Genomic DNA, 2,694 nt, shown 5'->3' on the forward strand with positions numbered 1-2,694 from the left:
ACCGCTCTTCCGATCTCGATAAGTCAAAAGTAGCGATACCAGAATTCGCCGCTTTCGTTTCCTTATCTAAACCATCTACAGATAAGGTGATATTCCCATTAAAGCTGTTATCAACTGCATCATCTTTATAAACCGTTGCAGTTAAAGGTATCGTTTCGCAGGTGAGGGCGATGTCTGTAGCTGGGGTTAAGACTAATTGATAGTCGCCACTCGGCGGACCAGAAGAACAAAAGTTATCCTCTCCCACAATTCGAGACCCGCTAACATCCATAATAAGATTATTTGATGAAACGGATCCTCTTAAAATTATTTGATTGGTAAAATGTACATTAAGGCCCACGATGTTGAGATAAACGTCAGAATTAACGTTCTTAATCGTCACATCTGCGGTTGGACCATAGACGATGAGATCCTTCAAGCCACCAGTATCCGTCATTTCAACAGGAGTATCTTGCAAAAATGTTGATTCAATATTCAGAATGACATTTGATGAATATGTTAATTTCCCGCCAGTGCCGTTAAATGTAAATGAACCGAAGGTATAATTAGAATTCGCTTCGAATATACTTTCTACCTTCCCATCAGAAAAATAGTCTTCGATAGAAATTCCATCTCCTGATTTTGCTAAGAATGTTACTGTAAAAATTCTACTTGTATAATTTGAAACTTTTAGACTACGCAATGAATCTGAAATAGTAATGGCAATTGTTGTGCCATCATCGGTAAAACTGCAAGATGTACTATTGGTGCAGTTTTCCATATTCCAGAAGTCTAAAACTAAACCTTCTTGCCCCCATTCAGGATCGAGGGCTGGAGGCATAGGAATTAAGGGAGGTTGTAGTATCCCGTTACGCAATGCGCAATCTTCTGTAGACGAGCCTAAAACACAACTTTGTGCTAATTGTGAAAGTGAATTGGCATTTTCTGTAGCATCAAAAGGAACTTGTAAAGAACCATTGATGAAATACTGAGATTGATATTCTTCTGACCAACCACTGATTAGGATATTTGGAGATCTTAAGTTTAGTTCACCATTAGGCCCCCAACTTTGTACAGGCTCAGGAAAATAAGTACAAATATCGATATCGATTTCAAGACGCTCAAAAGCAAAATACCCAATTTCTTCTCTTAAATGGGTTCTATCGCGAAAATCTTCATCAATGGCAAAACTCACCTGATTGTCGTTTTTAATTTCACAGCGACGAGCCCAACCACCATGACCTCCATTGCGCTCTTGCTTCTTACCAATAATGCCATCAATGCCATCGAGTGGAATACTCGCATAACCTCTGGTGCACCCATCTTCCATAGGGTCATTGTCTGTTTGATCTGGCGTTCGAAACCCTCGACCAAAGTGTATGTTATACCCGTCCACTTCAAGAGCGCTTAAAGAGTTCGTGGCGATAAAAGCGATCCGCTCTTCTACATAGTTGTGATTTCGATCTCTTGATGCAGAGAGTTCAAGAAATAATCGCGCGGAATTATTGTCATTGCCTGTCAATAGCTTGCCTGACGTCATCCATTTATCTCTATTATTTCTGGTTTGGATTTGATGCAAAACAATGGGTGAGTTAAACGAGCCTTGTTTTCCAAAATCAGAAAATGGCACATTAGCCGAGTTCCCCGTATGCGATTTGGAGTCATTGGCGTTGGTATCCACATAACCAGCAATGACCTCGTGGCCATTAAAGCTTGCCACACCAGGTTCGATAATTAAGTAACTGACCTCAGTAATAGGTACATCATTATCCATTTGTAGGAGATTAATGGTGTCTTTGGTTATTTGAACGGATGTGGAATCAGCAGTGAGTTCAGAAGAAATGTATAACGTTGCTGGTTTATCTTCATCAGGGTCAACGGTATCAATCGTTGGCATGACAAAGACCAGAGGCGCTAGGTTGTAATTGTTGGTAAAGGGTATAGTACAGGAGGTCGCCCCCGTTAAGTTGCATTGCGCTGTACCAAATTCAAATTGAGCATTAAGGGAGTATTCGGGTAATTCAGTCGGAGGTAATAGGCCATCAGAACAACTTAGCTCTTCAACATCATCACCATCGACCTCTATATTCACAGAGTTTAATGACGATAAATCTGCATTTTTTTCAGAGATATACTGCCATGTCCCATTAGACCACAGTCGATAAGTGACTAAACCCGATTTATCATTGTCGCCGCTACTCTCATAGGTAAGCCAAATTTTATAATCTAAATCTTCTTCAATCTGAATAATATCGCTATCTTGGGTTCGAATGACATACTCATAATTCCTTATGACAGATGGGTCATCGGTCCAAAGAGCGATCTCTTCCTGTTGCCCGCCACCAACACCTTTATCAACCCATACTGTTTCTTCAAATTCAGCTTCTTCAATTTCAAAATAAACGGAGAAATCACTATCGGAATTCAAAGCATCACACGTATCTGAATCAAATTCAGCAGCCCATACGAATGTTGAAAAAAACAGAAGCGGCAATAATAGGAACGGTTGAAAACATTTACGCATAACTACTCCTTCACCCAAATTTCTTGTACGCGCTGTACTTGGTTAATACCGCTTCCACATAGGGTTGAACTCTCTACTTTGAAGAAGCTTTCACCGGCTAATGTGCCAATAGGTGTACAAACAGACGTTACCTGTGAACAATTCGCATGCTGTGACGCAAGCCCTTGCAGCGAGTTAGTAATGGCCGATGG

The 2,694-nt window shown here is 40.6% G+C and carries 2 pseudogenes; both read right to left on the reverse strand.

What is annotated here, in order from left to right:
* Positions 1-2,503, reverse strand: a pseudogene (locus tag ACP45E_RS20945) (DUF6701 domain-containing protein); the annotation flags it as partial.
* A 2-nt stretch (positions 2,504-2,505) separates the two neighbouring features.
* Positions 2,506-2,694: pseudogene (locus ACP45E_RS20950) on the reverse strand (MSHA biogenesis protein MshP); the annotation flags it as partial.

Origin of the sequence: Vibrio genomosp. F10 str. 9ZD137, assembly GCF_049974785.1 — a bacterium.
GTDB lineage: Bacteria > Pseudomonadota > Gammaproteobacteria > Enterobacterales > Vibrionaceae > Vibrio.